The organism is Actinoplanes sp. CA-131856 (assembly GCF_050956135.1).
GTDB lineage: Bacteria > Actinomycetota > Actinomycetes > Mycobacteriales > Micromonosporaceae > Actinoplanes.
The window spans coordinates 6,967,015-6,989,965 of the sequence record NZ_CP191849.1; the positions used below are offsets into that span (position 1 = coordinate 6,967,015).

A 22,951-nucleotide genomic window follows, 5' to 3' on the forward strand; every position below is an offset into this window, starting at 1 on the left:
GATCCGGAAGTAGTTGATCAATCGAGAAGCCACTCCGCGGCGAGCAGGCCGTAGATCAGGTCGTCGGTCCATTCGCCCTTGATGAACGTCTGCTGGCGCAGCAGGCCCTCGCGGGTGAAGCCGAGCCGTTCCATCAGCGAGGCCGAGGCGACGTTGCGGGCGTCGCACTCCCCCGCCACTTTGTGCAGACCCTGCACGCGGAAGAGGCGGTCCAGCACGGCCCGGACGGCCTCGGTGGCGTAGCCCTGCTTCTGATGCTGCGAGGCCAGGGTGAAGCCGATCTCGGCCTGTTTCGCGTTGTCGTGCAGGTGCACCGCGACGTCCCCGATGAGGTCGCGCTCGGCGACGCGCTCGATGGCGTACTGGAACCAGCCGGGCTGGTCGGGGTCGGAGGCGATGAAGTTGGCGACGGCCGTCTCGGCCCGCAGGAGCGGGAACGGCGCGTCCCACGACTGGTAGCGCGCGACCGCCGGATCGGAGCGGTACTCGGCCAGCACCGGGGCGTCCGTGGGGCGGAAGCGCCGCAGGATGAGCCGTTCCGTCGCGATCAGCATGGAACGAGGTTATCCGGCCCGGTGACGCAGCGACCGCGCCCTATACAGTGCACCCATGCCTGGGGAGCATACGGAGCCGTTGCGTCCTCGTGACCCGGCGCGATTGGGCTCCTACGAGCTGGTCGGCCGGCTCGGCGAGGGCGGCATGGGCACCGTCTATCTGGCCACGTCACCGGCGGGAGTGCTGGTGGCGGTCAAGGTGGTGCGCGCCGACCTGGCACACGACGACGAGTTCCGGCGCCGCTTCCGTTCCGAGGTGGCCCGGGTGCGGCAGGTGCCGCCGTTCTGCACGGCCGAGGTGCTCGACGCCGACCCGGACGCCGAGCATCCCTATCTGGTCTGCGAATACGTGGACGGGCCGACGCTGGCCGAGGTGGTCGAGGAGCGCGGGCCGCTGACCGCGGCCAACCTGCACAGCGTGGCCATCGGGGTGGCGACCGCGCTGACCGCGATCCACGGGGCCGGGGTGATCCACCGCGATCTGAAGCCGCGCAACGTGCTGCTCGCGCCGGGCAGCCCCAAGGTGATCGATTTCGGGATCGCGCGGGCCATGGGCGCGCCGAGCGACAACACGGCGGCCTCGCAGATGGTCGGGACCGTGGCCTACATGGCGCCGGAGCGGTTCGGTGACGCCGACGTGCCGATCACGGCCGCGGCCGACGTGTTCTCGTGGGGCAGCGTGGTGGCGTACGCGGGAATCGGAAAGACCCCGTTCGGCGGTGACTCGCCGCCGGTCACGGCCGGCCGCATCCTGACCAGCCCGCCCGATCTGGAGGGCCTCAGTGGTCCTCTGCGCGACCTGGTGGCGTACACCCTGGAGAAGGACCCGGCCAATCGGCCGACCGCCCGCGAACTGCTCGATCTGCTGGTGGCGGGGCCGTCCCGGCCGGCGGCGACGGCGGCCGCGCTGAGCGACCAGCCCGACCTGCGGGTGGCCGCGGCCAAGGCGCAGTCGGTGACCGGCCTGATGCCCAAGGGCTACGAGGAAGACTCGATCATCACGGTGCCGATCTCGGCCGCCGGCCCGCCCGCGAGCGAACCGGAGCCCGAGCGCGGGCGCCGCTGGTTCATGCCGGTCGCGGTGGCGCTCCTCGTGCTGGCCGTGATCGCGGGCGCCATGATGGTGATCTTCGGGCGGGAGCCGGAGACGGCAGCGGTCGAGCCCGGCGCCGTGGCCAGCGACACCCCGATGATCATCAAGGACGATCTGGCCGCGTCCCGCTACTGGCTGGCCAAGACCGAGCCCGACGGGCACTCGGCCTGCGAGTTCGCCGACGGCTCCCTGGTGGCCCGGGTCGACAGCCGGCGGCTCTACAAATGCCCGGGCCCGCAGGACCAGCTGCCGGCCGAGATCAGCGCCGAGGTCGGGGTGCGGCTGCTCAGCGAGGACTCGTGCGCGGCGATCTGGTTCCACTTCGGAGCCAACAAGGGCTATCTCGTACGGGCATGCTCGACCAGCGTCTACGTCGGCACCCACAAGAGCGCCGACGTGGTCGTGACCCGCACGCTGCCCCTCGACAAGCCCATCGGGGTCAACGGCGAGCCCACCCGGATCGGGCTGAAGATCGCCGGCGGCCAGGTGACGATCACCCGGGACGGGGCCGTGGTCGGCTCGGCGCCGCTGACCGACCCGCAGATCACCGGCGCCCGGCTGCTGCTCGGGGTCTACCCGGACCGGGACGCTCCGGAGAACGGCCCGTTCCGGGTGGCCTTCGACCACATCGCTATTACTTCGAGTCCTTAGTCAGCCCGGCCCGGCGCAGCGCGTCGGCCATGGCGCCGCCGTTGAAGCTGCGCTGGTCCTGCTGCTGACGGGGGCGCTGCTGTCCCCCTTGGCGCTGCTGGCGGGGCTGTCCCTGGCGCTGCTGCGGGCCGCGGTCGTCGCGCGGCTTGCGCACCGGCTCGTCGGTCAGGCGCATGGTCAGCGAGATCCGCTTGCGGGCCTCGTCGACCTCGACCACCCGCACCTTGACCACGTCGCCCGACTTCACGACCTCGCGCGGGTCCTTGACGAACGTGTTGGACAGCGCCGACACGTGGACCAGGCCGTCCTGGTGGACGCCGATGTCGACGAACGCGCCGAACGCGGCCACGTTGGTCACCACGCCCTCGAGGACCATGCCCGGCTTCAGGTCGGCGATCTTCTCGACGCCCTCGGCGAAGGTGGCCGTGGTGAAGCCGGGACGCGGGTCGCGGCCGGGCTTCTCGAGCTCCTTGAGGATGTCGGTGACGGTCGGCAGGCCGACGGCGTCGCTGACGAACTGCTCGGGCCTGACCTTGCGCAGCACCTGGGTGTTGCCGATGACGCTCTTGAGGTCGGCGCCCACGGTCGACAGGATCGTGCGGACCACGGGGTACGACTCGGGGTGCACGCTGGACGAGTCGAGCGGGTCGTCGCCGTCGGGGATGCGCAGGAAGCCGGCGCACTGCTCGAACGCCTTCGGGCCGAGCCGCGCCACCTTCTTGATCTCGGAGCGGTTCTTGAACGGGCCGTTCGTGTCGCGGTGGATCACGATGTTCTCGGCCAGCGTGGCGCCGATGCCCGAGACCCGGGTCAGCAGCGGGGCCGAGGCCGTGTTGACGTCGACGCCGACCGCGTTCACACAGTCCTCGACCACCGCGTCGAGCGAGCGGGACAGCTTCACCTCGGACAGGTCGTGCTGATATTGCCCGACGCCGATCGAGCGCGGGTCGATCTTCACGAGCTCCGCCAGGGGGTCCTGGAGGCGGCGGGCGATGGAGACCGCGCCGCGCAGCGACACGTCCATGCCGGGCAGCTCCGAGGCCGCGTAGGCCGAGGCCGAGTAGACCGACGCGCCGGCCTCGGAGACCATCACCTTGGTCAGCTTGGCCTCGGGGTGTCGCTTGATCAGGTCGGCCGCGAGCTTGTCGGTCTCGCGCGAGGCGGTGCCGTTGCCGATCGCGATCAGGTCGACGTTGTGCTTGCTGGCCAGGGCGGCCAGCCGGTGGATCGACTCGTCCCACTTGTTCTGCGGCACGTGCGGATAGATCGTGTCGGTGGCGACCACCTTGCCGGTGCCATCGACCACGGCGACCTTCACGCCCGTACGGAATCCGGGGTCGAGCCCCATCGTCGACCGCGTGCCGGCCGGGGCCGCCAGCAGCAGGTCGCGCAGGTTGGCCGCGAAGACCCGGACGGCCTCGTCCTCGGCCGCCTGCCACAGCCGCACCCGCAGGTCGGCGCCGAGGTGGATGAGGATGCGGGTGCGCCACGCCCAGCGGACCGTGTCGGACATCCACTTGTCGCCCGGTCGGCCCTGGTCGCTGATGCCGAAGCGACCGGCGATGCGCGGCTCGAACGTCGACTCGTCCTCGGGCTCGGGTTCCATGGTCAGATCGAGCACCCCCTCCTTCTCGCCACGGAACATGGCGAGGATGCGGTGCGAGGGGAGTTTGGCGTACGGCTCGGCGAAGTCGAAGTAGTCGCTGAACTTGGCGCCCTCGGTCTGCTTGCCCTCGTTCACCTTCGCCACCAGGCGGCCGCGCGTCCACATGCGCTCGCGCAGCTCACCGATGAGGTCGGCGTCCTCGGCGAACCGTTCGATCAGGATGGAGCGGGCGCCGTCGAGGGCGGCGCTCTCGTCAGCCACGCCCTTGTCGGCGTCGACGAACGCGGCCGCGGTGGCCCGCGGGTCGAGCGACGGGTCGCCGATCAGCTGGTCGGCCAGCGGCTCCAGGCCGGCCTCACGGGCGATCTGGGCCTTGGTGCGGCGCTTCGGCTTGTACGGCAGGTAGATGTCCTCGAGCCGCGCCTTGGAGTCGGCGGCGAGGATGGCCTGCTCCAGCGCGTCGTCGAGCTTGCCCTGCTGCCGGATGGACTCGAGCACGGCGGCACGCCGCTCCTCCAGCTCCCGCAGGTAGCCCAGCCGCTCCTCGAGCGTGCGCAGCTGCGTGTCGTCGAGGGTGCCGGTCACCTCCTTGCGGTAGCGGGCGATGAACGGCACGGTGGCGCCGCCGTCGAGGAGCTCGACCGCCGCGGTTACCTGGCTCTCGCGGACACCGAGCTCGGAGGCAATGCGCTGATGGATCGCTGTCGTCACGCCGACGATTGTCTCCGATGCCCGGATCGCCTGTCTCGCCACCCCGCACGACGCACCCTCTGTACCGCTCCCGGGGGACATCATCGGCGGCGGAGGAACCGTCATGCGATGGGCAAATCATCCAACACTAGGCCATCGTCATCGAGGCTTGGTGGGAGGTACTAGAGACATCCGTTTCGGCCTTTGGCAGTCTTATCGGCATGACGCTTGTAGTGCGGGCGGTCGCTGCCACCGATCAGGGCCTGGTGCGCTCGAACAACGAGGACGCTGTCTTCGTGGGCAACCGCCTTCTCGTGGTGGCCGACGGCATGGGTGGGCTCCCGGCCGGCGAGCTCGCCAGCGACATCCTCGTGCAGGCCCTGGCCGTGGTCGACGACGCCGAGGACACCGGCGAGCCGTTGCAGGACCTGCTGGGCGCCCTCCAGACGGCGAACGGCCGGATCGAGGCCGCGGTGGCCGACGACGACGCCCGCGACGGCATGGGCACGACGGTCACCGCGATCATGCTCTCGGGTGACCGGGTGGCCGCGCTCAACGTCGGCGACTCCCGCTGCTACCTGGTCCGCGACGGCGAGATGCAGCAGGTCACCCGCGACGACACCTACGTGCAGGCGCTGGTCGACCAGGGCGTGCTCAGCGCCGAGGACGCCCGCCGCCACCCTCAGCGGGCGCTGGTGACCCAGGCGGTGCAGGGCGGCCCGTTCCGCCCCACCGGCCGCATGATCCCGGTGCAGGCGGGCGACCGCTTCCTGCTGTGCAGCGACGGTCTCAGCGACTACGTCGAGGACGCGGTGATCCGGCAGACCCTGCTCGACAACGCCGACCGCAAGACGGCGGCGGCCGAGCTGGTGCACCGCACGCTGGAGAACGGCGCCCCCGACAACGTCACGGTGATCGTCGCCGACGTCACGGAGGACTAGGAAGCTCTTTCATCGAGCGGATCGGCGAGAACAGGATCCAGACGACGCCGAGCAGGGCGCCCACGGTCGCGATCCACAGGGCCGGGCGTACGCCGATGAGAGTGCCCAGCGCTCCGCCCAGCAGCGCGCCGATCGGCCGGATGCCGTAGTTGACGGTGCGCTCGAGCCCGGAGACGACGGCCAGCATGGCCGGCGGGGTGGCGGCGGTCTGCACCGAGCCGACCGCGATGTCGAGGATCATGACGCCGGCGGCGGCCAGGAACTCGGCCGTGACCAGGGCGGCGATCGTCACCGGCCCCTCGGCCCACGGAACCAGGATCAGCGGCGCCGGGAAGAGCACGAAGCCCACGATGACGGCCCGGCCGATGCCGGCGCGGCGGCTGAGCGGGCCGGCCACGGCCGCGCCGAGCAGGCCGCCGATCGAGCCGATGCCGATGATCAGGCCGAGCGTGCCCGGCGAGATGTGCAGCGACGTGGTCACGTACAGCACGAAGAGCGCCGCGAAGATGTAGTTGAACAGGTTCAGCGTGGTGGCGCCGAGCAGGGTCGCTCGCAGCACCGCGGATCGAGCGACAAATCCGACTCCGGCCGTCATTCCGGTTTTGTCGGCTGCGGTGGGGGCGGGCTCGGCGACGCGGACGCGGCGCAGGAAGGCGGCCGACCACAAGTAGCTGACCGCGTCGACCAGGAGGGCGACCGGCGCGCTGAGCCACTGGACGAGCCCGCCGGCGGCCGAGGGCCCGACCACGTAGGAGGCGGCCCGGCTGCCGTTCAGCAGCGTGTTGGCGTCGACGTAGTCCTCGCGGCGCACCAGCGAGGCGAACAGGCTGGCGTGCGCGACCTCGAAGAGCAGCGAGAACGTGCCGACGGCGAAGGCCACGGCGGCCAGCAGCGGCAGGGTGAGGGCATCGGCCCACCAGAGCAGGGGTACGGCGAGAAGCAGCACCGCCCGGCTCAGATCGGCCACGATCATGACGCGCCGCTTGATCGGGCGCCGGTCGACCCAGGCCCCGGCCGGCAGTGACAGGAACAGGTTGGGCAGCAGGGCGGCCGCGGTCAGGAACCCCATCTGGGCCGGCCCGGCGCCGACCACGAGCACGGCCACGAGTGGCACTGCGATGATCGTGATCTGGTCGCCCACGAGCGAGACGGTCTGCGCCGACCAGTAGCGCCGGAACGCCGCCTCCCGCAGCAGCCCGCGTGGCCCAGTGGCGGCCCGAGCGCCCGACTCCCCCGCCGCGGCCGATTCGCCGGGCCCAGCCGATTCCCCAGGCCCGGCCGGTTGCCCCGTGACGGTCATGAGCGCGGCACCGCCATCTGGATCAACTGGATCAGGCGGGAACCCGAAGGGCGCAGCGACGGGTCGGCCGAACGCTCGGCGAAGCGCTCGAAGAGCGCCTCCATCTGCTCGGTGAGCTCGCGCAACTCGTCCGCCGTGACGTGCACCAGGGCGTCGCCGAAGCCGGCCGCGGCCCGCCACTCGGCCGGCTCGTCGCCACGGATTGCCAGATAGTTCTGGGCCTGCTCGACGTACGAGCCGAGCAGCACGCTGTTGAGCTGGTCGGCCGCCGCCCGCATGTCCGGGTCGTCGGAGTCGTCGTCCCACGACGTCTCGGGCGCGGTGGCCTGCCAGGGCCGCTCGCGGCCGTCGGCGCCCGGCACCCGCTCGGCGAAGCCGTACTTGGCCAGCTGACGCAGGTGGAACGAGCAGTTCGGCACGTTGTCGCCGAGCGCCGCCGCGGCCTGGGTGGCCGTCTTGGGCCCCTCGGAGCGGAGCAGGCCGATGAGTCTCAGGCGCAGCGGATGGGCGTACGCGCGAAGGCTCCTGGGGTCGTCGAGCTTCATACCCTAGAGCATGCTTTAGAAAGATATCTCCAGCAACCCCTCAGGGTGATGGATCAGGGTCGGCCCAGGGGACTTCCCGATGTCCGTGAGACGCGGAAAGGCCGACGATGGATACATCGACGACCTCTTCGAGGGGAATGTGAGAGATCAATGAACGCCGTGCACGACAGCCTGTCCCGTCAGGGCCTCACCCGTCCGCGGGAGGGCCGGATCCTCGGCGGCGTGTGCGCCGGACTCGCCCGCCGCTTCGGCATCGACGCCTGGCTGGCCCGCCTGCTCTTCGTGGTCATCCTGCTGGCCATCCCGGGCAGCCAGATCCTCGTCTACCCGATCCTGTGGATCGTGATGCCGTCCGAGAAGCCGGCCTACGCGACGCCGTATCCCCCAGCCGCCTGACAACAGCACCAGGGCGACGGCGAGGGGCACCACGCCGGCGCCGGCCACCAGATCACTCAGCCACCGCTGCACCTCGCCGGCGGCGTTGATCACCGGGTCGGTGCCGGCCAGCCGGAGATTGCCGGCCAGCCGCAGCTCGTACCAGCCGTAGTAGGCCACGTAGAGACCACAGACGATCAGGATCGCGCCGCCGAGCCGGGGCACCACCGGAAGCAGGCGGCGCGTCCGCGTGATCAGAGAGGTCCGGGCCAGCGCCACGGCCACGGCGGTCAGTGCGACGATCAAACCCATTCCCAGGCCGTACGCCAGGAAGAGCCCGATTCCCTCGACAAGCGAGCCGGACCGCAGGCTCGACACCACCAGCGCCAGGAACGGCCCCACCGCGCAGCCGAGCGAGGCCACGGCGTACGCCATCCCGAACAGCACCGTCGACCAGGCCGACCCGGTCAGGCGCGGTGCCCGTACCACCGAGACCGGAAGAGAGCGGCCGGAGAGCAACCATCCGCCGAGCGCGCCCAGCGCCAGCCCCAGCACCACCGTCAGCCAGGGCAGGCGCGGCTGGAGGACCGCCGCCACCGGGGTCAGCAGCAGACCGAACGCCCCGAACACGGCGACGTAACCGGCCGACAGGGCCGCGCTGCAGATCAGCGCCCGGCGCACCGGATGGCGGGCGTCGGCCGCGATCAGCACCGAGAGATAGGCCGGCAGCAGCGCGAAGCCGCACGGGTTGACCGCGCCCAGCATGCCCGCGGTCAGCGCCAGAAGCATCGCTCAGACCGCCAGGGACTTGACCTCGGCGGTCAGCTGAAGATCGTCCAGATATCCGGTCTTGCGGACCTTGCCGTCGCGGTCGAGGACGACGTACAGGCTCTGCTGGGTGATCTTGAATTTCTTCCAGATCGCGCCGGCCTGGTCGTCGAGGTGCGGTACCGCGTGCAGCTCGAAGTCGTCGACGAACTCGTGCATGGCCTTGTTGTCGCCCATGCCCGCGACGCCCAGGAAGTTGATCTTTCCGCGGTACTGCTCCTCGAGGTCGCGGACGCTCTGCGCCTCGCTCGCGCAGGTGGCGCACCAGGGCGCCCAGAACCACAGGATCGTCGGAAGACCGGCCAGCAGGCTGCCGTCGTACGGCTTGCCATCAATGGTCTTGCCGGTGAAAGCAAGCGTCGCCGGCACGGCCTTGGCCTCGGCGTCGGGCGGATCCCAGGCCGCCGTCGTCTCCGAGGGCGCGCCGCACCCGGCGGCGAGCAGGGCCGAGGCCGCCGCCAGCAGCACGGCGCGCCGCCTCACTTCGTCGCCTCGGTCAGCCGCAGCGCGAGCGCCGGGCAGACGTTTACCGCCTTGCGGGCGCCGGTCTCGAGCCACGGCGGCAGCGGGGTCTGCGGGAACGCCGGGAAGCCGTTCGAGTCGAGCCGGATGATCTCGGGCGCGACCGCCGAGCAGAGACCGTGACCGTCGCAGCGCGACCAGTCCACGGCCAGCTTCCGGGCACCCTGCTCGGCCGTGTAAGGCAGCGGCAGGATGCCACGGACCTGCTTGCCGCAGCCCTCGCCGTTGGTGTGCGCCTCGACGTCGCGGGCGAAGACCTCCAGCGCCGACAGCGCGAAGCGGGCCGTGCCGTCCGGGTGGCTGCACGCGCCGCGACCCTTGACCACACCGGCCGCCTGCCGCACGTTCTCGACCGCGTTGCCGCCGAGCGACACCAGCGTGACCGCGCGGGCCAGGTCGGGCAGGCCGAGCCGGCACGGGCCGCACTGACCGGCCGACTCACCGGCCAGATATTGCACGACCTGCGAGACCTCGCCCAGCGGACAGGTCTTGGAGCCGATCGGGATGAGCATGCCCGCGCCGAGCGTCCCGCCGACGCCGGCGAAGCCCTTCCGCGAGATCGTCACGGTCTTCGCGGCCTCGGCGGTGATCCACTTGCCGTGGTAGCCGCCGACCAGCAGGCCGGGACCGATGTCGGCGCCGCACATGTTCAGCACGTCCATCAGCGGGGTGCCGGTGGGCGCCTCGACCACGGCCGGGTTCGACGACGCGCCGCCGACGGTCAGCATGACCGTGCCCGGCTCCTCCGGAATGCCGACCGCGTTGTACTCCCACGGGCCGAGCCGGGCCGCGATGGCCAGCTGCGAGTACGTCTCGGCGTTGGAGAGCAGGGTGGGCAGCCCCATCACGCCGTTGTCGCTGGAGCGGACCTTGCGCCCGGGCGGGATGTGCGCCTCGCCGTTGATGCCGCGCACCAGCGCGCCGCCCTCACCCGAGATGAAGCGGTGCGGCACGGTCACGATCCGGGTCGGGCAGGGCATGCGCCGCTCGGCCAGGGCCGCGGTCAGCGACTCCTGCCCGATGCCGTCGTCGGCGATGCCGATGACGATCTCCTCGGCGTCCAGGGCGGCGGCGGCCAGCGCGGCGCCGTCCAGGATCAGGTGCGGCCCGCGGGTCAGGATCGCCTTGTCCTTCCAGGACGGCGGCTCACCCTCGGTCGCGTTGACCACGATCACCGGCGGCAGCTCCTGCCGGCGGCAGGAGTCGAGCACCGCGCGGACCTTGCGGGCGAACGGGAAACCCGCGCCGCCGCGACCGCGCAGCTCGATCCGGTCGGCCAGGCCGATCAGCTCGCCCGAGGACAGCGCGGCGAAGCCGCCGTGCACCTCCTGGTGGGCGAGCAGGTCGAGCCGGCCGTACTCGTCGAACCCCGCGGTGATCCGCGGTGTGCCGATCGAGGTGACCGGCGGAACCTGCGACGCGCTCAATTCGCTTCCCCTCGCAGCTGCGACCAGTACGCGTCGTCAGCCACCTCGTCGTCCGCCCGGCCGCGGCCGTCGCGGCGGGCCCCCCGGCCCGCCTGGACGCGTACGGGTTCCTGCTCGTCACGCCGCGACCGCCGGGACGCCATGTCGACCAGGGTCGGCGTCTCGTCGTCGCCCGCGAACTCCACGAAGCCGCTGCGGCTGTGCCGGCCGGAGTCGGCCCGGTCCACATCGGCGCCGCGGCCCCGGGAACGGCGGGCCGGCGGCTCCTCGTCGGCGTACCGGCCACGCTGCCGGGGCACCTCGTCGTAGTCACGGTCGTCGGACAGCGGCATGTCGCCCTGGCGCCGGGAACGGCGCGGCGGGGGCATGTCGTCCTCGTCCGCGTAGCGGCCACGCTGGCGGGGCGCCGGCGGCTCGTCGTAGTAGCCGCGGTCGTCCCTTTCCCCACGACGCCCGCCTTCTTCGCGGCGCATGCGTGTGCTCGTGTCCTCGAGATCATCGCGGCGCATCCGGGTGCTGGTGTCCTCGTAGTCGGGGCGGCGCATCCGCGTGCTGGTGTCCTCGTAGTCGGGGCGGCGCATCCGGGTGCCGGTGTCCTCCATCCGCATCCGGGTGCCCGTGTCCTCGGCCGCGTAGCGGCGGCCGCGCGGCTCGTCGTACTCGATGTCGTCCTCGACCCGGCGCCGGCCCCGCGGCATCTCGTCCTCGAAGTCCGGGCGGGCCATCATGCCGGTGGGCTCGTCGAAGCGGGCGGCCGGGACCACGAGGTCCTCCATCGGCGGCGCGGGCGGCGGGGTGACCGGGCGGAACGTGTCGACCACGGCCACCGGGCCCAGCGTCTGCGGCTCGGGCTCGGGCGCCCGCTCACGACGGCCCGGGCGCTTCATCGCCGGGGAACTGGTCGGCACCAGCGTGCCCACCGGCTTCAGGCCACCGGCGCCGGCCTGCGAGGCGAAGTCCTTGTTGCGGTTGAGGCTCACCGACAGCCGGACGGCCAGGCCGATCAGCACGCCCAGGATGCAGACGATGTAGCTGACGACGACCCAGGTGGCCGCCGGGCGGCCGGCCGAGAGACCGTGGGTCAGGGCGATCGGCCACATCAGGTAGGAGATCGCGTGGATCGCGCGCCACATCCACGGCTTGCCGTGGCCGACGAAGCGTGACCGGGCGATGCCGGTCCACATGACCAGCACCATGATCCAGCCCGAGACGGTGCCGAGGCCGACGTAGAGCTTGTTGCCCGCGGCCAGGAACGGGACGAAGGCGTCGATGAGGCTGATGTGCGACTCGACGATCTTGGTCCAGACGTGGACGAAGAGCGCGGCCACGGCGATCACGCCAGTGGTGCGGTGAGCCGACTGCAGCAGGACCCGTTGCCGGATCGAGAGCACCAGCCGGTCGGTGGCGACCAGGCCGACCATGATCGTGATGGACAGCGACACCAGCGCCACCACGCCCATGTAGTACTCGGCGTAGATGAAGAAGTAGTAGTAGCCGACGCGCCCCGGCGCGGTCATCATCGCGACCGCCCAGATCGCCGCGAGCACGCTCACGGTGAGTATGAGAACCGCGCCCCGGGAGGCGGGTTTCGTACCGGTAGCTCCGACATCGACGGCCACACGATTGGCGGATCGCTCTTTGTTCTTCGTCTTGGCCATTGACTCCTCGTTCTCCGCAGCGGTCACGTCCCGTGGGCGGTGGGACGCCGGCACCCGTGGGGAGTGCCCCGTGCTCTTGGTCTCGGGCAGCGGCCGGTGTCGCGCCGGTCCCTGCCCATCCCCCATCTACGTGGCGGGGGCGAGTTCGGATGAACACTGGGCGGCGATTTTGTCGGCTACTTTCCAGTCACTTTCGGCAAAGCGGCCTTGAGCTGGGAAGACACGCCGAAGAGGCGGAGACCTAAGAAAAATTTAAGTTATCCGTACGGAGTGACCCGGCCCACCCGGTGAACCTTTCGGCCCCCGGCTGCGAACCCTGTAACGCGCGAGGCGTATCGACGCCCGTGCGGAAGGAGATGATCGGCATGCGACACCTGGCGGCAGGGGGCGCCGTCGCGCTGGTCGCGATCGGCCTTTTCGCCACGCCGGCCCACGCCGACGTGGACGGCTTCTCGGTCAAGCTCGACCAGGCGCCCACGACGTTCACGATCGGCAAGGCGGCCAAGACGCTGACGGCGGTGGTCTCCACCGACCGCGACAGCCGGCGCTGCCTCAAGGTGCGGTGGGCACTCACCGTGGAGACCAAGGGCGTCAGCCTCGACCAGATCCGGGTCGGCCGGATCGAGAACGATCAGGACTTCGGCGTACGGGCCCAGATCGAGAACGAGGCGGCGCAGATCGTCGACCAGCGGCTCGACCCGGGCCAGCTCTGCCGCGACCGGACGGTGACCGGGCAGTGGACAGTGGCCTTCACCGGCCCCGACGACGGCGAGGTCACCTTCACGGCCCGGGCGCTCGACGCGACCGGGCGGGTGCTGAGCACGACCGGCGGCGAGGCCCGCGTGGTCAGCCCGGTGGCCGCCTCCGCGTCACCGTCCGCTTCGCCTTCGCCGTCGCCTTCCCCCTCCTCCCCCTCGGAGGACGCTCCGATCGCCGACGAGGCAGTCGAGGAAGACCCGGAGCCGTCTCCCGCCGCGCTGGTGCCGGCGTCGAGCAGCACGAGCGTGCTCGGCATCGGGCTCATCGTCGGCGCGCTGATGGTCTTCCTGGGCGTCGGCATGCTGCTGCGGCTGCGCGCCCGCAACCGCCGCAACGCGGCCGTGGCGGCCGAACTGCCGACGGGCTTCTACACAGCGCCACGCCGGCGATAGCTACGGATCGTGTCGCTGATCCGGCTGACCGTAGGGGATCGGCAGGCTTACGTTCGCATCGATTCCCGGTACGCCCCTGGCGCTAGGCGGTCACCGGATCTTCGGAGATGCAAAGGAGCATCGCCATGACCGATCGCTTCGATCCCAACATCCCACCCACCGGGCCGACCGACCCCGCCATCGAGGGCGAGTTCCTCGGCATCGTCGGCATCACCGAGAGGCCCACGCTCGGCAAGTCGAACCTCGTGGTGAACCGCGCGAAGCCGTTCGACATCGAGGTCCGCTGGCGGGTCTTCGGCAACCTCGTGCCGCTCTGGCTGACGGCGCTGTCGGTGCGCACGCAGGACTGGGTCGTCACGGCCTTCGCGGAGTCGCAGGGCCCCGGCGACGAGGTGTCGCTGGGCGAGGTACGGGTGCCGGTACGCGGCCCGTTCTTCACCCAGGACGAGAGGTACGCGGCCAAGCTGACAGTTCCCGCGTTCACACTGCCCGAGGGCGACCCGGGCAACACGATCCAGGCCGGCGTCTACAAGATCGTCGTCACGACGTTCCTCGACTCAGACCTCGGACCGGTCGGCTACGACATGATGGGCTACGCCGAGGGCCCCATCATCAAGGTCGAGGACCCCGAGTAGGAGCCGGGCCGGCCGCTTGGACAACGGCGTCCGGGCGGCCGGCCTTCCGCGCCGGCTCGCTCAGGAGACGTCGACGCCTTCGATGCTGATGCCACCGAGAGAGCCGACGTGCCGAGCGGAGAAGTCGCCGCGATCGATGACCGTCAGGCGGGGCCGCGACTTGCCGACCACCACGCGCCGCCCGCACGAGTCGTCGGTGCAGACGAAGAGCACTTCGTTGGCGTTCTCCGCCTCGCAGATCATCTCGTGAAATGCCATGTCGACCTCATCTCTGGCCGGGCTGCTGGGATACCCCCGGCGGATCGGCTTCAATCCATCGTCCCCTTTCCATCGCCATCTCCTCCTCTTCCATCGCCATCTCCTCCTCGGAGCACACTGTCTCTCCCTCGGAGCACACCGTGGATGAAACCTCGCGCATGACCCCGGCGGCGCGCGCCGCCCTGGTCGCGCTCTCCCAGAGCAGCTGTGACTTCCCCGGCTGCCGTACGCCCGTGATGGTCTTCCTCGGCACCGAGCCCGAGGTCAACGTCGAGCCGGTACCGATCCGCGGCGCCGACCCGGACGGCCCCCGCTACACACCCGATCTGACCGCAGACGAGCACGATGCCTTCGACAACCTGCTCCTGCTGTGCGTCCCGCACCGCAAGACGATCGACCGCGACGAGAGGGCCCACCCCGTCGAACTGCTCCAGACCTGGAAGCCGAAGCCACCGGGCCCCTTGTCCTCGCTGCGGGCCTTGACCGAGCAACGGCTGGACGCCCTGCTGACCACAGCCTTCAGATCCGCCCACGACGAGATCGACGAGGCCTTGACCGCCTTCGAGAAAACCGACCCGGCAGCCGCCCAGCTCTTGCGCGACTTGACCGACACCCTGCACGACCAGCGCACCCGCTACGGCGCCGACCCCCGCCTGACCACAGCCTTGACCAGCATCAACGAGCGACTCGACACCTTGCTGGCCGGCACTCCGCCGCCCCGCCCACCACAGCGCGTGAACATAGGCTGGCGCTCCTAGCCTCTGAACGACCGTCTGGCGGCGCTCTCAGAACTGCTGGACGACGGTCTGGCGGCGGGCTTCGTGGACATCGGCCATGAGCTCGTCCCAGACCTGGTCGGCCCGCAGCGGAGCCACGCCGGCCGGCCCGCCCACGCGCGCGTGCGAATATTCCCACCACGCGGCGACCCGCACCGGCCAAAGACCGACCTCGACCGCCCCGGCGATGAAGCACCGGTGGGCGAGCAGGGTCGCGGCCAGGGTCTCCGGGTCGAGATCAAGCGTCTGGTCGTCGACCGCCTTACCGAGCGCGCGCACGTCACGATGCATCTCGGAGTAGGCGATCAGCCCCGGCATCGCGGGCAGGCGCCGGTGCGCCCCCGGCTCGACCAGATCGTCGGCGTAGGCCGGGTTGAAGACCACGTCGTCCACCGTCACGATCAGCGGCAGCGACTTGCGCCCCCGGCGCACGTCGAGCTGCACCGCCGGCGCCCGGGTGGGCACGAAGACCGACTGCGCGTCGAGCACGTCGTCCGGATCGAGCCGCGCGGTGTCCCCGATGGCCGGAATGTGCACGGTGAGAAGACCGCGATGGATAGCGACTTCGGCGTTCGGGACCTCGCCCAGCGCCTCGACGATCTCGAAAACCTGCACGCTCCCGTTATACGCCATGGCCGCCATGACCAGGCCAACCGCCCGGTGTTAACACATCATTTCTGATCTATAACTTGGACATTGCGGTGGGAGCGCTCCCATGCCATGCTGTCGGGACAGCCGGGGAGCGATGCCCCTCGATGCCTCTCCCGGCCATCCCCCGCCACCGCATGTCTCGAGGAGCCACCACATGAGACCTGTCCTCACCCGCGGTCTGACCGCGGCCGCCGCGGCAACGCTCGTCTCCGGTCTCGGCGTCGCCGTCGCGACCAGCGCGAGCGCCGCCGCCGGCTGCCGGGTCGACTACACCGCCAACAGTTGGAGCACGGGGTTCACCGGCGCGGTGACCGTGACCAACCTCGGCGACCCGATCTCCGGCGGCTGGCGCGTGACCTGGGCCTTCCCGGGCAACCAGCAGATCACCCAGGGCTGGAGCGCGACCGTCTCGCAGTCCGGCCAGAACGTCACGGCGACCAACCCCTCCTGGTCGACCACGATCGGCACCAACGCGAGCGTCAACTTCGGCTTCAACGCCAACTACTCGGGCACCAACGCCAACCCGGCGAGCTTCTCGCTCAACGGCACGGTGTGCACGGGCGCGACCACCCCGACCACACCCCCGCCCACGACCCCGCCACCCACCACACCGCCACCGACCACGCCACCGCCGACCACACCCCCGCCGAACAACGGGAGCAAGGTCGACAACCCGTACTCCGGGGCCCGGGGTTACGTGAACCCGGAGTGGAAGGCGAAGGCCGAGGCCGAGCCCGGCGGCAACCGGGTCTCGAGCAACCCGACAGCGGTCTGGCTCGACCGGATCGCCGCGATCGAGGGCACCGACAACAGCAGCTCCAACGGCTCGATGGGCGTTCGTGACCACCTCGACGCCGCTCTGGCGCAGGGCGCCGGATACATCCAGTTCGTGATCTACAACCTCCCCGGCCGTGACTGCGCCGCCCTCGCCTCCAACGGCGAGCTCGGCCCGAACGACCTGCCCCGTTACAAGGCCGAGTACATCGACCCGATCGCCGCGATCCAGGCCGACTCCAAGTACGCGAGCCTGCGCATCATCAACATCGTCGAGATCGACTCGCTGCCGAACCTGGTGACGAACACCTCGGGTCAGGCCGGCGGCACCGCGGCCTGCGACACGATGAAGGCCAACGGCGGTTACGTGCAGGGCATCGGTTACGCCCTGAACAAGCTCGGCGCGCTGAGCAACACCTACAACTACGTCGACGCCGCCCACCACGGCTGGATCGGCTGGGACTCGAACTTCGGCCCCACCGCCGACATCATGCTCCAGGCCGCCCAGGCCTCGGGCAGCGTCAACAACGTGCAGGGCTTCATCACCAACACGGCCAACTACTCGGCCCTGCGTGAGCCGTTCGTGCAGCCCAGCACCACGGTCAACGGCCAGAGCGTCCGCCAGTCCAAGTGGGTCGACTGGAACCAGTACACCGACGAGCTGACCTTCGCACAGGCCTTCCGCACGAAGCTGGTCTCGGTCGGCTTCAACTCCAACATCGGCATGCTGATCGACACCTCCCGTAACGGCTGGGGCGGTTCGCAGCGGCCCACGGCGGCCAGCACCTCGACCGACGTGAACACCTTCGTCGACCAGTCCCGCATCGACCGCCGGATCCACGCCGGCAACTGGTGCAACCAGTCCGGCGCCGGCCTCGGCGAGCGCCCGACCGCGGCCCCGGCCAGCGGCATCGACGCCTACGTCTGGGTCAAGCCCCCGGGCGAGTCGGACGGCTCGAGCTCCCTCATCCCGAACGACGAGGGCAAGGGCTTCGACCGGATGTGCGACCCGACCTACACGGGCAACGCCCGCAACGGCAACAGCCTCAGCGGCGCCCTGCCCAACGCCCCCATCTCCGGGGCGTGGTTCTCCGCGCAGTTCCGCCAGCTGATGGCGAACGCGTACCCGCCGCTCTCGTAAAGCGGTAACCATGACCGCCGGGCCCCGCTCTAACCCACGAGGAGCGGGGCCCGGTGTTTTCCACACGCTTGGGCGCCGAAGTCCGATAAGAAAGAACGGTGGAAATCACCAAGGTCGCCTGGACCGTCACCGGCCGCCGCCTCACCGCGGCGGCCGGCTCCGTGACCGGCAACCGCTACACCGACAACTACGACGTCCTGCACCTGGACCCCGGCGACCCGCTGGCCGTGGTGGCGGACGGCATGGGCGACGGTCCCGGAAGCACCGTCGCCGGCAACACAGCGGTCGAAGCCTTCGTCCGCTCCCTGCGGGAACCGGCCCTCTCCCCCGAGCCGGCCGCCCTGCGGGCCGCGGCGGCACAGGCCCAGGACGCCGTCCGCAGCGCGGGAAGCAACCTGCCCGAGCTGACCGGCAGCACGCTCACGGCCTTCGCGGCCGCCGACAGCCCCGACGCGGACGCCTGGATCGTGCAGCTGGGCGACTCGCGCGCCTATCGCCTGCGCGACGGCCTTCTCGACCTGCTCACCATCGACCACACCATCGCCTGGGTCGGCGTGCTGAACGGCTGGTTCGCCGCCGACTCGGACGAGGCCGCGGCCGCCCGTTACCGCCTGACCCGATACGCCGGCCACCCCGACGCGCCCGAGCCCGACCTGCTCAACGTCTCCCTCCGCCCCGGCGACGTCTATCTGCTCTGCACCGACGGCGTCTCCGACCAGCTGACCTACGAGCGGCTGACCCGCATCCTGGCCACCGACGACCCGGCCGCCGCCGTGGCCACCCTGCTCGACGACACCCTCTCCGCGGGTGGCAGCGACAACGCGACGGCTGTCGTGATCCGCGTGGAACGAACGGTCTAGAGTTCTCATCTTCGCCCTCCTCCTGGCGTCTTCGGCCCGCCAAGCCTCCCGTCGTTCGCGAGGGATGTCGTCAGCCTCTGGGTTGTCAGACCGTGGGTGGACGCCGGCCCGCACCGCTTGCACCATGATGGAGCCCTCGGCCGCCTCAGCGAGGGAGTTCATCGATGGCCAGGACACTCAGCTATGCCGACGCCGCGCGCTTGCTCGGCGGCGCTGACAGCAAGCTGGTCACGGCCCTCGACACGGTGGCCGGCGGCCTGCTGCTGGCCGCGGTGCCCGCGTTCCCCGCGGTGCTCGGCCTGTTCGACGCCAAGGCCGAGTTCGCGCGGCTCGGCCGCGACCTGGTCCGCGGCGCCACCGAGAAACGCAGCGGCCTGTCCCGCCACGGCCGCACCCAGCGGATCGAGGCCGCCCACGCGGTACTGGTGGTGACCGCGTTCTTTGAGGAGCTGGCCGACGCCGGGCTGCCCTTCAGGTTCGCCGATCTCGAGCTGACCCGCGCCGAGCAGGAGTCGCTGGCCGGCGCCCGCGCCGAAGCGGCCGCGACAGGGCTCGCCAACAGCAGTCTGACCTCATCCGTGCCGCTGCCCTCGCCGCGCGAGGCCGAGGAAGACTTCCGGCGCCGGCTCAGCCGGTTCTACGTGACCCTTTCCGTCGCCACCCTCGATTTCGTCAACGGCCTGGCCACCGTCGCCGAGCTGCCCTCCGACGCCCATCGCGGCACGGTCGAGGTTCTCGACGCGGTCCCGGAGAGAGCGGTCGAGCGCTACGACGACCTGGTCCGCCGGCTCGCCGTCGACTTTCCCGAGGTCGCGCTCTGGTCGGCGGGCCGGCGGGACGCCGCCACCCAGGCCCGGGTCGGTGAGCTCGCCACCGGCATGTCCAGCATGCAGCGCCTGCTGACCGACATCTCCACCGGCCGTCTGCCCGACGAGCGCCGCGCCTCCCTGTCCAACGCCTACCGCGCGGCGCTCGATCGCCCGATCGTGGAGTCCTCCGACGCCCCGGCCGGGCTGCGTATCCCGACGCTCGACGAGGCGTACGTGCAGCCGCTGTTCCGGGTCGCGCGGGTGCGGCCCGGCGTCCCGCCCAGCGACGAGCAGTGGTGGTCGGCCCGGGCCGTACGCGCCGACATGGACGAGTTCCTCACCGGATATCTGACCTCACCCGGGGCCGTCGTCGCGCCGCTGCTGGTCCTCGGCCAGCCCGGCTCCGGCAAGTCCGTGCTGACCAAGGTCATGGCCGCCCGCCTGCCCTCGGCCGACTTCCTGCCGATCCGGGTCGTTCTGCGCGAGGTTCAGGCCGACGACGAGCTGCAGGACCAGATCGAGTACGCGGTCAGGTCCGCCACGGGCGAGCGCGTGGAGTGGCCGGCCCTGGTCCGCTCGGGCCCCGACACCCTGCCCGTCGTGATCCTCGACGGCTTCGACGAGCTGCTCCAGGCCACCGGGGTCAGCCAGACCGACTACCTGATCCGCATCGCCCGTTTCCAGCAGCGCGAGGCCGATCAGGGCCGCCCCCTCGCGGTGCTGGTCACGAGCCGCACCAGCGTCGCCGACCGGGCCCGGGCCCCGGAGGACACGGTCGCGCTGCGCCTGGAGCCCTTCGACGACGCTCGCGTCGAAGCGTGGCTGCGGGTCTGGAATGCCGCCAATGGCGGCTGGCTGACCGCCCGGGGTCTGTCGCCCCTGCCCGCGCCCACCGTCCTGCGGCACCGTGACCTGGCCGGCCAGCCCTTGCTGTTGTTGATGCTGGCCCTCTACGACGCCGACGGCAACGCTCTCCAGGGTCTGACCGGCGACCTGGGCCAGGGAGAGCTGTACGACCGCCTGCTCCGCAACTTCGCCACCCGCGAAGTCACCAAGCACCGGCCCGGCCTGGACGACCGCGGCCTCACCCGGGCCATCGACGAGGAGTTGCACCGTCTGGCGGTGGTCGGGCTGTCCATGTTCAACCGGGGCATCCAGTGGATCACCGAGCTCGAGCTGGAAGCCGACCTGGCCGCCCTCCTGGTCCCGGCCTCTCCCCTGGGCCGCTCCGACCTGCGCGCCCCGTTGACCGCGGCCGAGAAGGCGCTGGGCCGCTTCTTCTTCATTCACCGCTCGAAGGCCTCACGAGACGGCGCCGACCTGCGAACGTACGAGTTCCTCCACGCGACGTTCGGCGAATACCTCGTCGCCTGGATCGTCTGGCGTGCCCTCCGCGAGATCGCCGCCCGCGAGGCCGTCTCGGAGTTCTCCCTGAGCGCCGCCCCGGCCGACGACGACCGCCTGCACGCACTGCTGTCGTTCGCCCCGCTCTCCAACCGCTTGCCGATCCTCGCGTTCCTGGCGGAGAAGACCGCGTCGTTGACTCCGGACGAGCGCGGTCCCCTGGCCGAGCTGGTGATCCGCCTCTTCCGGGCCGCGCATCTCCCTCGCGCCGCCCGCACCTACGAGGCTTACCAGCCACGCCACCAGTCCGTGCCGGCGCGACATGCCGCCTACAGCGCCAACCTGGTTTTCCTGGCCACCTGCCTGTCCGGCGTTCTCACCGCGCGGGAGCTGCTCGGCCCGGTCACCGACCCGGTCGGCGCCTGGCACCAGGAAGTGCTGTTGTGGCGCTCTCAGCTCACCAGCGACGAGTGGTCGGGCATCAGCAAAGTCCTCGATCTGGAGCGGACGTGGGAGGGCGAGGAGCGCAGCTTCCGGCTCTCGTTGACGCAGGACGAGATCGCACCGCCGCCGGTCGACCCGGCCTGGACCTACGGGTTGCCCTACACCGACGGGCGGCGGGACATCTACGCGCAACACGGCGCACCTCAGCTCGTCCGCAAGGAGTACCTCCAGTGCGGAAACCTGGACGACGTGCTGATGCACACCGTGGAGCCGCTGTTCGACCGCCTCGGCGAGACCGTGAACCTCTTCGTGGGTGTGCCGGGCACGGGCTATGTCTCCGCCGCCGCCCTCTTGATGCGGACCTGGTTCCTTCCACTGCACGACATGACCGACGACGAACGGACGTCGGCCTACCTGACCTGCCTTCAGGCGTCCGCCCACCTGACCGCCGACGTCCGGGCGGACTACCTCAAGCTGTTCTTCGACCGCCTCGCGACCGACACGGCGGCGACCGTCGCGACAGCTCTGGAGGTCCTGCGGCAGTACGGCCCGATGGGGCCGTTTGTTCATGACCACGTCGATGCCGCGGTAGCCGCCTGCGGCGCCGTCTTCCTGCAACGGACGGAAGCTGGCGACGCGGGCGGCTCAGATCTGCTCGGCACGGTGCTGTATTCCGTCCTTCCTCCACCCGAGGAAGGCAATTCCGAGCCGGTCGCGCACGCCTGGGTCCTTCTGGCCGAGCTCGGAGTCCCTGTGCGCCGCCGGAACTCCCATCGCGGATGGGAGGCGTTTCCCACCCTGACCGCGCGCTGGCAGCGGGCGGTTTCGTCGGATCGGGGCGGCGAGGTAAAGGAGGTGAGGGAGGTCAGCTGAAGTCGAAGGTGGCCACCACGGGGGCGTGGTCGGACTCGGGGAACTTGATGTCGGTGGCGAAGGACTGGGACTCGTCGTGGAGGAGTTCGTTGTGGATTTCTGAACCTCGGTAGTGGGCCAGCATGTTGCGGGTCACCAGCATGTGGTCGAGCATGTCGCCCTTGCCCTGGTGGAACAGGGTGTAGCGGGAGGACTCGGGGATGGTGGTCTCGATGGGCACCAGGACCCGGCCGGCCAGGGCGCCGTTTCCGGTGTCCTCCACCTGGCCCCTGATGGCCAGGACCGGGACCTCGTCGGGGGTGGCGTTGAAGTCGCCGGCCACGACGATGCGGGCGTCCGGGTTGGCGTCCAGGAGCTGGTCGACCAAGCGGCGGATCTCCAGGGCCTGGGCCATGCGCTTCATCGACGAGATGAAGCTGCCCTCGGCCCACGAGTCGGCGCTGCGCCAGGTGTAGGCGTCGATGGTCTGGCCCGGGATGTCGGACGGGATCTTGCTTTTCAGGTGGACGTTGATGATGTGGAGGGGGGTACCGGCGACGTTCAGTTCCACGTGCAGGATGGGGCGCTCCACGTTGATCTCGATGGGGAACTGGTCGGGCGGGTTCGCCGTCAGGCGGCGGTAGGTGGGTGCCTTGACCAGCTCGTTGCGGAGCTGGTGGCGGGCCAGGACCGGCAGGTGGGTGGCCACGACGAGGTTGCGCTCGTTGTAGACGCCGTCGTCCTTCGGTTTTGTGCTGACCAGTTCGGCGCCCTCGAGGTTTGTGCCCGTCAGGAGCTCGCGCAGGGCGTGCAGGTCGCGGGGGCGGCCAGGGCGTTCCTGGCCGTGCACCTCTTGGAAGCAGGCGATGTCGGCGCGCAGCCGCTTGATCTGCGGGCGCATGAGGGCGATGCGGTCGGCGAGCGACGGGCGGGCGCCGGCCGGGGTCTCGTCGAAGTTCTCCAGGTTGAACGTCGCGATGCGCATGGAGCGAATCTAGGGGTTGAGCTGCGGAAACAGGAGTCGAATGTCCTAGATCCAGCAGCATGGAGGCGGATCGATGGATCC

At 70.6% G+C, this 22,951-nt stretch carries 19 protein-coding genes and 1 pseudogene; 9 read left to right on the forward strand and 11 right to left on the reverse strand.

All coding sequences use genetic code 11. From position 1 onward, the window contains the following. Positions 1-17 precede the first annotated feature (17 nt). A complete protein-coding gene (locus tag ACQP2X_RS32310; protein ID WP_498688348.1) occupies positions 18-554 on the reverse strand; it encodes a GNAT family N-acetyltransferase in 537 nt (178 codons plus the stop codon). Between the two features lie 55 nt (positions 555-609). On the opposite strand from ACQP2X_RS32310, the gene ACQP2X_RS32315 reads away from it, so the two are divergent. After that, on the forward strand, positions 610-2,298 hold the full coding sequence (locus tag ACQP2X_RS32315) for a serine/threonine protein kinase (protein ID WP_498688350.1): 1,689 nt from the start codon (positions 610-612) through the stop codon (positions 2,296-2,298). Here ACQP2X_RS32315 and ACQP2X_RS32320 read toward each other — a convergent pair. Next, a complete protein-coding gene (locus ACQP2X_RS32320; RefSeq protein ID WP_498688351.1) occupies positions 2,282-4,615 on the reverse strand; it encodes a Tex family protein in 2,334 nt (777 codons plus the stop codon). The genes ACQP2X_RS32315 and ACQP2X_RS32320 overlap by 17 nt on opposite strands. Positions 4,616-4,815: 200 nt before the next feature. Between ACQP2X_RS32320 and ACQP2X_RS32325 the strand changes: the two genes are divergently transcribed. Further along, on the forward strand, positions 4,816-5,535 hold the full coding sequence (locus tag ACQP2X_RS32325) for a PP2C family protein-serine/threonine phosphatase (protein WP_498688353.1): 720 nt from the start codon (positions 4,816-4,818) through the stop codon (positions 5,533-5,535). On the opposite strand, the gene ACQP2X_RS32330 is transcribed toward ACQP2X_RS32325, so the two are convergent. Together ACQP2X_RS32330 and ACQP2X_RS32335 are read right to left on the reverse strand one after the other, a co-directional pair. Beyond that, positions 5,522-6,835, reverse strand: a complete 1,314-nt coding sequence (locus ACQP2X_RS32330) for an MFS transporter (protein ID WP_498688355.1) — start codon at positions 6,833-6,835, stop codon at positions 5,522-5,524. The two genes, ACQP2X_RS32325 and ACQP2X_RS32330, sit on opposite strands and share 14 nt — an antisense overlap. Continuing rightward, positions 6,832-7,380, reverse strand: a complete 549-nt coding sequence (locus ACQP2X_RS32335; protein WP_498688357.1) for a winged helix-turn-helix domain-containing protein — start codon at positions 7,378-7,380, stop codon at positions 6,832-6,834. Before ACQP2X_RS32335 ends, ACQP2X_RS32330 begins: the two co-directional genes overlap by 4 nt. Positions 7,381-7,530: 150 nt before the next feature. Here ACQP2X_RS32335 and ACQP2X_RS32340 point away from each other — a divergent pair, with 150 nt between their 5' ends. Beyond that, positions 7,531-7,776 carry a PspC domain-containing protein gene (locus ACQP2X_RS32340; protein ID WP_498652802.1) on the forward strand — a complete coding sequence of 82 codons (246 nt, stop codon included), beginning with the start codon at positions 7,531-7,533 and terminating at the stop codon, positions 7,774-7,776. Here the strand turns inward: ACQP2X_RS32340 and ACQP2X_RS32345 are convergent. The 4 genes and pseudogenes from ACQP2X_RS32345 to ACQP2X_RS32360 form a co-directional block, all read right to left on the reverse strand. Next, positions 7,684-8,544 (reverse strand): annotated as a pseudogene (locus ACQP2X_RS32345) (cytochrome c biogenesis CcdA family protein); the annotation flags it as partial. The gene ACQP2X_RS32340 and the pseudogene ACQP2X_RS32345 sit on opposite strands and share 93 nt — an antisense overlap. A gap of 3 nt (positions 8,545-8,547) precedes the next feature. Beyond that, positions 8,548-9,066 (reverse strand): TlpA family protein disulfide reductase, encoded by a 519-nt coding sequence (locus ACQP2X_RS32350; RefSeq protein WP_498688358.1) that lies wholly within the window; start codon positions 9,064-9,066, stop codon positions 8,548-8,550. Beyond that, entirely contained in the window at positions 9,063-10,532 is a 1,470-nt protein-coding gene (locus ACQP2X_RS32355) for an NADH-ubiquinone oxidoreductase-F iron-sulfur binding region domain-containing protein (RefSeq protein ID WP_498688359.1), read from the reverse strand. The genes ACQP2X_RS32350 and ACQP2X_RS32355 overlap by 4 nt, the downstream gene beginning before the upstream one ends. Continuing rightward, a complete protein-coding gene (locus ACQP2X_RS32360; RefSeq protein ID WP_498688363.1) occupies positions 10,529-12,085 on the reverse strand; it encodes a ferric reductase-like transmembrane domain-containing protein in 1,557 nt (518 codons plus the stop codon). The genes ACQP2X_RS32355 and ACQP2X_RS32360 overlap by 4 nt, the downstream gene beginning before the upstream one ends. A 470-nt stretch (positions 12,086-12,555) precedes the next feature. On the opposite strand from ACQP2X_RS32360, the gene ACQP2X_RS32365 reads away from it, so the two are divergent. Both ACQP2X_RS32365 and ACQP2X_RS32370 read left to right on the forward strand, forming a co-directional pair. Further along, a complete protein-coding gene (locus ACQP2X_RS32365; protein ID WP_498688368.1) occupies positions 12,556-13,341 on the forward strand; it encodes a hypothetical protein in 786 nt (261 codons plus the stop codon). A 125-nt stretch (positions 13,342-13,466) separates the two neighbouring features. Next, positions 13,467-13,976 (forward strand): hypothetical protein, encoded by a 510-nt coding sequence (locus tag ACQP2X_RS32370; RefSeq protein WP_498688371.1) that lies wholly within the window; start codon positions 13,467-13,469, stop codon positions 13,974-13,976. Between the two features lie 60 nt (positions 13,977-14,036). Here the strand turns inward: ACQP2X_RS32370 and ACQP2X_RS32375 are convergent, their stop codons facing one another. Continuing rightward, positions 14,037-14,234 carry a hypothetical protein gene (locus tag ACQP2X_RS32375; protein WP_498652816.1) on the reverse strand — a complete coding sequence of 66 codons (198 nt, stop codon included), beginning with the start codon at positions 14,232-14,234 and terminating at the stop codon, positions 14,037-14,039. A gap of 140 nt (positions 14,235-14,374) precedes the next feature. Between ACQP2X_RS32375 and ACQP2X_RS32380 the strand changes: the two genes are divergently transcribed. Then, on the forward strand, positions 14,375-14,992 hold the full coding sequence (locus ACQP2X_RS32380) for a hypothetical protein (protein WP_498688375.1): 618 nt from the start codon (positions 14,375-14,377) through the stop codon (positions 14,990-14,992). Between the two features lie 27 nt (positions 14,993-15,019). On the opposite strand, the gene ACQP2X_RS32385 is transcribed toward ACQP2X_RS32380, so the two are convergent. Then, positions 15,020-15,625: a hypothetical protein gene (locus tag ACQP2X_RS32385; protein WP_498688378.1), complete on the reverse strand. Its 606-nt coding sequence runs from the start codon at positions 15,623-15,625 to the stop codon at positions 15,020-15,022. 190 nt (positions 15,626-15,815) lie between these two features. Between ACQP2X_RS32385 and ACQP2X_RS32390 the strand changes: the two genes are divergently transcribed. The 3 genes from ACQP2X_RS32390 to ACQP2X_RS32400 all read left to right on the forward strand — a co-directional run bounded on the left by ACQP2X_RS32390 (position 15,816) and on the right by ACQP2X_RS32400 (position 21,906). Continuing rightward, on the forward strand, positions 15,816-17,576 hold the full coding sequence (locus ACQP2X_RS32390; RefSeq protein ID WP_498688380.1) for a glycoside hydrolase family 6 protein: 1,761 nt from the start codon (positions 15,816-15,818) through the stop codon (positions 17,574-17,576). A gap of 98 nt (positions 17,577-17,674) precedes the next feature. Beyond that, on the forward strand, positions 17,675-18,436 hold the full coding sequence (locus ACQP2X_RS32395; protein WP_498688382.1) for a PP2C family protein-serine/threonine phosphatase: 762 nt from the start codon (positions 17,675-17,677) through the stop codon (positions 18,434-18,436). A 164-nt stretch (positions 18,437-18,600) separates the two neighbouring features. Continuing rightward, positions 18,601-21,906, forward strand: coding sequence for an NACHT domain-containing protein (locus tag ACQP2X_RS32400; RefSeq protein WP_498688384.1), 3,306 nt, complete (start codon positions 18,601-18,603; stop codon positions 21,904-21,906). On the opposite strand, the gene ACQP2X_RS32405 is transcribed toward ACQP2X_RS32400, so the two are convergent. Beyond that, complete coding sequence (locus tag ACQP2X_RS32405; protein WP_498688386.1) at positions 21,899-22,870, reverse strand: endonuclease/exonuclease/phosphatase family protein; 972 nt, start codon at positions 22,868-22,870, stop codon at positions 21,899-21,901. The genes ACQP2X_RS32400 and ACQP2X_RS32405 overlap by 8 nt on opposite strands. Positions 22,871-22,951 lie beyond the last annotated feature (81 nt).